Origin of the sequence: Paenibacillus ginsengihumi DSM 21568, from assembly GCF_000380965.1 — a bacterium.
GTDB lineage: Bacteria > Bacillota > Bacilli > Paenibacillales > NBRC-103111 > Paenibacillus_G > Paenibacillus_G ginsengihumi.
The window spans coordinates 79,316-85,756 of the sequence record NZ_KB905555.1 but is presented as its reverse complement, the minus strand read 5'-3'; the positions used below and the strand labels follow the sequence as shown (position 1 = coordinate 85,756).

The window sequence follows — 6,441 nt, the reverse complement described above, 5'->3', positions numbered from 1 at the left end:
TTCGGCCCGCATCGGCACAAGTGGCCGCTGCTGCCGCGCCATTCGGCCCGCGTCGGCACAAGTGGCCGCTGCTGCTGCGCCGTTCGGCCCGCGTCGGCACAAGTGGCCGCTGCTGCTGCGCCATTCGGCCGGCCACCGGCAAGCAGCTGCTGCTTGGCGACCGCCTTCCGCATGCGGCCAGGAACGCGCCTGCGCGCTCAAGGGGTCCCGTGCAGCTCACACTGCCCGCGATCGGTTTTTCATGCTTGCCCGCGGCAAGCACGCGCCATCCCCGGGCTTGCAGCAAGGCGAATCGCCTTTGCCGCCGCGCCGGTTGCCCGATTAACGTCAGCGGCTCCAGCCGTTCCCGGGTTCGCAGTCGCTGGCGCCTTTCGTCATCGGTCGTCCCCTTCGCTGCTGAACATTGGCTGATGGTCATCATCAAATGATCACGAATAGGTTCGTATATCGATGACATCCCCCTGCGCGTACCTATCTTCCCGCAGCACCTGCGCAATGCGCGCTGCGGCTTCCTCCGGCGCGAACAGCGCGCCGGAATTTTTCAACTCGATGAACCGCCCCACATCGCGAAACATCTCCTCGTTCGTGCCGCGGATTTGCTCCTGCATGGCGGTATCGACGACGCCGGGGGCGATGGACACGGTCTTGACGGCCGAATCGTCCGTCCCCTGCTCCACGCCGATACAGCGGCTTAACATGTCGACCCCTGCTTTGGACGCGCAGTAGGCACCCCAGCCGTAATACGGCTTTTTTCCCGCGCCTGAGGAGATATGCACCAGCCGCTTGCGCACCTGCGTCCATTCCACCGTATGCCGGATAAAAGCGCCGGATAAAATCATCGGCGCCAGCAGGTTAATATGAAGATGCTCCGCCAGCGCTGCGGGATCGGCCTGCTCGATCGGCCCCATCGGCTCCAGCACGCCCGCGTTGTTAACCCAGTACAGCGATTGCAGCCGCTCCGGGTCGAATTCGGCCAAAATGCGCCTTGCCCATTCGTCGAGCTCCTCGTATCGGCCGATATCGCATTGAAACGTCTTCAGCCGCGCACCGGCTGCAGCGGCGGCCTCCTCCAGCCTCCCGCTTGCGGTGCGCGATACGCAGACGACATGCGCAAGGCTGCCGTCTGTCTCCATCACCTTGCGGGCCAGCGCCTCGCCGATTCCCCGCGAAGCGCCGGTAATTACATAACCGTTCATTTTCGTCATCTAATCCCTCCTTACCGTTCGCCAAAAACATAGCTAATTGTAGCATACGAAGCGCGACCGACCAATAACCGAAGTTCAAACAAGCAGCCGGGGGCGGAACGCACCGCTTCCGTCCAGCTTTTCGCCAGACTTCTCGTCTGGCTTCTCGCCTGACTTTCCGTCCGGCTTTCCACTAGACTTCTCGCCTGGCTTTTCGTCTGGCTTTTCGTCTGGCTTTCCGTCCGGCTTTTCACCTGGCTTCTCGCCCGGCTTTTCGTCTGGCTCTCCGTCCGACTTTTCCGCCCGGCTGCCCTCGCAGCTTCCTTTTCAAGCAATGGCCGAGGCGGAGCTTACTTCAAGGCGCGGTCCGCCGGCAGCGGCTGTCCTCCCCAGGCCCGGCGGGACGTCCAGTCGGCTTCGCCCTGCCAGAACGGATGCGCCGGCGGCAGGCCGAGCGGCAAAAAGACGGCTGCGCACAAGTACAGGCTCCCTGTCGAAATATAGCCTTCGCCCACCTCTGGCTGATCCCCGCAAAAGCCGATCTTTAGCCAGCCGTTCTCGTCGAACGTGCCCGGCATTTCGATCATGCGCCGGATGACGGCCGTTAACGCGCAGCGGACTTGGGCCGGCTTGATATCCGCCGGCAGCTTCTGCTGCAGCGCCATCTGCGCCAGCAGATGGAACGCGCCGAAGCGGTAGGCCAGCGACCGTCCGACGGCGGGGAACGTGCCTTCCGGCGAGATCATCCGCTCGAGCGTCGCAGCATGCCGGACAGCGCGGGCGTTCACCGCTTCCGCCCGGCTCCCCCAGTCGCGGTAATGCTCCCCCATCGCCTCGACAATATCGACCAGCATCGGATGAATGACGAAGCTGTTGTAATAATCAAAATGAAACTCGGGGCCGTCGCCATACATGCCGTCGCCCAGATACCAGCCGTCATGCTGTTTGATCGCATAGTCGATGCGCATCGGGTCCCAGTCGGGCTCCCCCAGCTGATACAGCGCCGTCTCGGTCATGGCCGCGAACAGAAGCCAATTGTTGAACACCGGCTTGCGCGTGCGGGTCGCCTTCAGCGCAGCGGCCAGCTGCGCCCGCACCCGTTCGTCCAGCTTGCCGCGCAGCTCGACGGGCGCACGCAGCAGCGCATGGGACAAAAAGGCCGCGTCGACGATCGGCTGGAGACCGCAGCTGAAATTCATCGCATCGGGCGAATGAGGGTCCGTTCCCGCATCGATCGCTTCCCTGGCGAGCTGTGCGTATTCCTGGCGCAGCGCCTCTTCCTCCGGGTCCAGACCGCGGGCCTCCAGCCACGGAGCGATCCCGGTGAGCAGCCTGCCAAGCGCCTCCAGATGGGAGTAATGCTCGCGGTCGTCCGCCTTCGCCTGCAGCGGCATGACCTTCCTCAGCTCGCGGCGCCGCAGCGCCTCCAGCACCGGCCGGGCGATCTTGTCCAGCACGGCAATCCAATATTTCCGGTCGCGCAGTCCGGGGTCCAGCGTTGCGTCCGACGGTCGACTCATGATCGGCTTCACCTCTGTCAATAATAGAAATGGATGAAAAGGCATACATTAACTATTCAACCGCTCCGCCTCCGTTCCGTCAACCTCTTTTTGCGCCGACAGTCGCGCCGGACGGGGAGCCTCATGGCAAGGCGACTTATGGCCCGGGCGGGGAAAGCCGAGTAACATAGCAGCCTACAACCGGACGGGGGAAGCCCATGGCAAGGCGACTTATGACCGGAAGGGAAGCCTGATGACGCTACTGGCCGACACGGGGCTACGAAAAGCGACCTATAGCCGGGAGAGGAAGCCGCATACGGCGTTGTTTATGCTGCTCTCCGCCCCGGTGGCCTGGACCAGCTAGCAATCGCGGATAGGGTATTCAGATCCATTCGGCCTCGAACTTCGCGTTAGCATTCGAACTTCGCACGAGTGTTCGGACTCCGCGTTATCGCTGCCCCTCCCTGGGCACACTCGGGCACATGAGGCAACAAATCCTGCAAAAAATGCAACATTTTCCGCATTCTTTGTGCAATCGGAAGGATAATGTTGTATTTTGTGCAACAATTTTGTGGGGATTGGCCTCAAACCTGGAAACATCGTCCAAAATGTTGTACAAAGTGCAACTTTGAGCCGCAAATAGGGTTTATCCCCCAGTTTTTGTTGTACATAATACAACATTTGCTGGCTCTCTTGAAAATAGCGCTTGGTGCGCGGCACATTTTCATCTTCTGATGGTGCTGCGCCAGCGGCATGAGGGTCTATCTTGAAAATTCGCTGAAGCCCTTCGGCGAATTTTCAATACCGCAGGTGACGACCGATGACGAACGAATTGCTCGTCATAGACGTTTCTCCTCGCGGAATCCGAATCCGCCTCGTATCCGGCAGGATGCTTCTGGCGCCTGTTACGTCTGCCGATGGGGGCCCCCGTGATCTGCCCCTGCTCGAATGGCCTGCAGGATCTGCTCGAAGGGCGAATGGGAGCCTGCAGGATCTGCTTGGCAGGTAGTCTGCGCGAGCGACTCGAATGGTAGCCCGTAGGAGTGGCTTGAGAGGTAGTCTGCGGGAGCGACACAAAATGCGCAGCGGGTCGAGGCAGGCGGTATTCGTTCGCTAAGACGTCCAGCGCGAAATAAAGCCGGGGCCTGTGCCCCAAGCTGGGCACAGGCTGGGTCGCGGGCATCAGACTGGGCTACTGTATCCCGGGTGGGCGCCCGTGCATCAGGCTGTGGGTCCTGGCCCTGGGTGGTAGCCCGCGCTTCAGCTGGGGTCTCGGTCACCGGTGTAGCCCGCGCTTCAGCTGGGGTCTCGGTCACCGGTGTAGCCCGCGCTTCAGCTGGGGTCTCGGTCACCGGTGTAGCCCGCGCTTCAGCTGGGGTCTCGGTCACCGGTGTAGCCCGCGCTCCAGCTGGGGTCTCGGTCACCGGTGTAGCCCGCGCTTCAGCTGGGGGTCTCGGTCACCGGTGTAGCCCGCGCCTTAGGCTGGGGTCTCGGTCACCGGTGGGGCCCGCGCCTTAGCTGGGGGCTCGGCCCCGGGTGGGCCCCGCGCTTCAGCTGGGGGCCCGGTCACCGGTGTAGCCCGCGCCTTAGCTGGGGTCTCGGCCCCGGGTGGGCCCCGCATCGGTCGGAAGGCCGTGCTTCTGACGAACATTCCCAAGGAGCTCTTCTATAAAGGGGTCCTTACGCACTTTTGTTCTGCAATGCATTTACAATTTCTAATAATTGCAAAAAAGATCATGCTGTAGCTTATTTTTTCGTAGACTTTTTGTCGAAATTTGATAAAATACGGAAAGGTTTCATTCCATAATGATCGAAAGGGTGCATTTCTTTGCAGCAACGCCAAATCGGAGTGGACGAACGGCCGCCTATCGCGCAGAGTCTGCCGCTCAGCCTGCAGCACTTGTTCGCCATGTTCGGCTCCACCGTGCTCGTGCCGATCCTCTTCAAGGTGGACCCGGCAACGATCCTGCTGATGAACGGCATCGGCACCTTGCTGTACCTGTTCATCTGCAAAGGCAAAATTCCCGCCTACCTCGGCTCCAGCTTCGCCTTCCTGTCGCCAGTGTTCGCGGTGCTCGGCTCGGGTCAATCGTACGAGGCCGCGCTGGGCGGATTTATCGTGACGGGGATCATTTTCATTCTGGTCGCCCTGGTCATCCAAAAAACCGGCGCCCGCTGGCTCGACGTCGTCTTCCCGCCCGCCGCGATGGGCGCCATCGTCGCCGTCATCGGGCTCGAGCTCGTCCCGGTCGCGGCCGAAATGGCCGGCATCATCAAGCCGGCGGACGTCAGCGCAGCCGACTGGAAGCCGGACGTGCCGACCATCATCGTATCCGTATCGACCTTGTTGATCACGATTATCGGCTCGGTCATGTTTCGCGGCTTTCTCAAGATCATCCCGATTCTGGTCGGCATCGTCGCCGGGTATGTGATCGCCTGGGGCATCGGGCTCGTTCATTTTGAAGCGGTGGCCGAAGCCGATCTGCTCGCGCTCCCGACCTTCTATGCGCCGCAGTTCAGCCTGACCGCGATCGCCGTCATCGCTCCCGCTGCGCTGGTCGTCATTGCCGAGCATATCGGCCACCTGATCGTCACCAGCAACATCGTCGGCCGCAACTTGTCGGAAGATCCGGGCCTGCACCGCTCACTGCTCGGCAACGGCATCTCCACCGTCATCTCCGGCTTCGTCGGCTCGACGCCGAACACGACTTACGGCGAGAACATCGGGGTGATGGCGCTAACCCGCGTATATTCGACCTGGATCATCGGCGGAGCTGCGGTCCTGGCGATCATCCTGTCGTTCGTCGGCAAGCTGGCGGCGCTGATCCAGACGATTCCGTCCGCAGTGATGGGCGGCGTCTCGCTGCTCTTGTTCGGCATCATTGCCGCCTCCGGCATCCGGATGCTCGTTGAGAGCAAGGTCGATTACTCCAAGCCGAGCAATATGATCCTGACGACGGTCGTTCTTGTGATCGGCATAAGCGGGGCGTCCGTCAATATCGGGCATTTCTCCTTGAAGGGCATGGCACTGGCCACCGTGCTGGCGATCGTGCTCAGCCTTTTCTTCAAAGCGCTGGAGAAGCTGAAATGGCTGAACGAGCGGGAATAGGCTGCCCCCACTGAAAAAAGGACCTCAAGCTCCACCTGGCCGTGGACAGCGGAGGTCCTTTTTACGTACAAGCTGCATGTCATGCGAACGCGGCCGGAGACTGTCCTGATCAAGCTGCATGTCATGCGAACGCGGCCGGAGACTGTCCTGATCAAGCTGCATGTCATGCGAACGCGGCCGGAGACTGTCCTGATCATACGATGGCGTCAAGGCCCGCATGCTTTGAGATGATCATTAGCAGCTCGCCGAGCACCGGCAAAATAAACTGCGACGCCCCTAGCCGAAACTGGCCGCTCCGGTTATGCAGCGTCGCCTTCTTGACGTAAATGCGGTAATGAGGCATTCCCGCCTCGAGATTCACGATCTCTTTCCCCTCCGCTTTGCGGCTGTGAAAGACGATCGGGCGGCGGTAACGCGGCTCCTCGTAAGGCGTAATGCTGACGATATCTTCCAGCTTGATAATGTAGTTTGCGTGCGGCTTCTGGTAGACGAGCTCCTTGGTCGATACGGTCAGTCCGAATCCGGGCTTTTTGTGAGAAATTTTCAGATCGCCTTCCAATGATTTGATTTGAATAAAGTCCTCGTTCAACGGCTTCTCCTCCCCTGTACGGCGGTGATGACAGCCAGCTCCAAGCGCCGCGACATTGTG

4 protein-coding genes are annotated in these 6,441 nt (G+C 60.8%); 1 reads left to right on the top strand and 3 read right to left on the bottom strand.

What is annotated here, in order from left to right:
- Nucleotides 1-428: 428 nt before the first annotated feature.
- Together F591_RS0106505 and F591_RS0106500 are read right to left on the bottom strand one after the other, a co-directional pair.
- Entirely contained in the window at nt 429-1,205 is a 777-nt protein-coding gene (locus F591_RS0106505) for a (S)-benzoin forming benzil reductase (protein WP_019533784.1), read from the bottom strand.
- A gap of 329 nt (nt 1,206-1,534) precedes the next feature.
- Nucleotides 1,535-2,704, bottom strand: coding sequence for a DUF2264 domain-containing protein (locus tag F591_RS0106500; protein ID WP_019533783.1), 1,170 nt, complete (start codon nt 2,702-2,704; stop codon nt 1,535-1,537).
- Between the two features lie 1,807 nt (nt 2,705-4,511).
- Here F591_RS0106500 and uraA point away from each other — a divergent pair.
- The gene (gene uraA, locus F591_RS0106490; protein ID WP_019533782.1) at nt 4,512-5,792 is read left to right on the top strand and encodes a uracil permease; all 1,281 of its coding nucleotides are present in this window, start codon (nt 4,512-4,514) and stop codon (nt 5,790-5,792) included.
- A gap of 193 nt (nt 5,793-5,985) precedes the next feature.
- On the opposite strand, the gene F591_RS0106485 is transcribed toward uraA, so the two are convergent.
- On the bottom strand, nt 5,986-6,381 hold the full coding sequence (locus F591_RS0106485) for a hypothetical protein (RefSeq protein ID WP_019533781.1): 396 nt from the start codon (nt 6,379-6,381) through the stop codon (nt 5,986-5,988).
- Nucleotides 6,382-6,441 lie beyond the last annotated feature (60 nt).

Coding starts and splice junctions, on each gene's coding strand:
- F591_RS0106505 (WP_019533784.1), bottom strand. CDS start 1,205: ATGACGAAAATGAACGGTTATGTAATTACCGGCGCTTCGCGGGGAATC.
- F591_RS0106500 (WP_019533783.1), bottom strand. CDS start 2,704: ATGAGTCGACCGTCGGACGCAACGCTGGACCCCGGACTGCGCGACCGG.